Origin of the sequence: Rhodococcus sp. KRD197, assembly GCF_017168235.1 — a bacterium.
GTDB lineage: Bacteria > Actinomycetota > Actinomycetes > Mycobacteriales > Mycobacteriaceae > Rhodococcoides.
The window spans coordinates 1,210,135-1,210,849 of sequence record NZ_JABFAO010000004.1 but is presented as its reverse complement, the minus strand read 5'-3'; the positions used below and the strand labels follow the sequence as shown (position 1 = coordinate 1,210,849).

The following is a 715-nucleotide window of genomic DNA, read 5'->3' as shown; positions in this document are numbered from 1 at the left end:
ACGCCGGTGGCGCGGAGCAGCATCAATGCTTGCTGTTCGAGTTCGTGGACCCGATTGCGGGGCCTGGTCGGTGTTCCCAACGCTGTGAGCAGTGCGAGGTAGAACCGGCCGGGTGACGGGTCCGGGGGCATCTGCATGCACAACACCGGTATCTGCTCGCGGTCGGACAAGCTGATCGGCGGATGAGTGCGCCGGAACTTTTCGATGATCATCGACTTGCCGTTGTTCGTCGGACCGAGCAACAGTAGGTTCGGCATACGCTGTCGGTCCGGCCACGACAGCAACGTCTCCAGATGGTCGATGACCGTACGGGCCTGCGGATACCCGTCCATCTCTCCGACCGGATCAACCGGATCCGCTCCGCGTCGTCGAGTGCGGTGAGCGGTCGAACCGACTCCCGCAGGTGCCCCAAATCCTCGCTGGACGACTCGGTGGGTTCGTTGCTGCTTCCTTTCGATGCGGTCATCGGCTCACCATTCCTCGATGTCGCTGAAGACCGGCGTTGCGGTGCCGCCGTCCGTTTCAGGCTCCACCGGCGGGTGGATCGCCGGGATCGGTGCAGACGCGGCGCCGGTGAGATGCGTGCGGCGGGCACGGTTGCGCCGGGCTTTGCGGGTGGCTTTCTGCGAGCGGTCGGTGACCTCGCGCATCTGCTCGATCATCGAAAACAGTGCGCTCTCATCGACGTTCGACCGACCTTGTTCGCGGAGACGGG

2 pseudogenes are annotated in these 715 nt (G+C 64.5%); both read right to left on the bottom strand.

Going from position 1 to position 715, the window contains the following annotated elements:
- Positions 1-466 (bottom strand): annotated as a pseudogene (locus J1M86_RS12025) (TniB family NTP-binding protein); the annotation flags it as partial.
- 4 nt (positions 467-470) lie between these two features.
- A pseudogene (locus tag J1M86_RS12020) lies at positions 471-715 on the bottom strand (transposase); the annotation flags it as partial.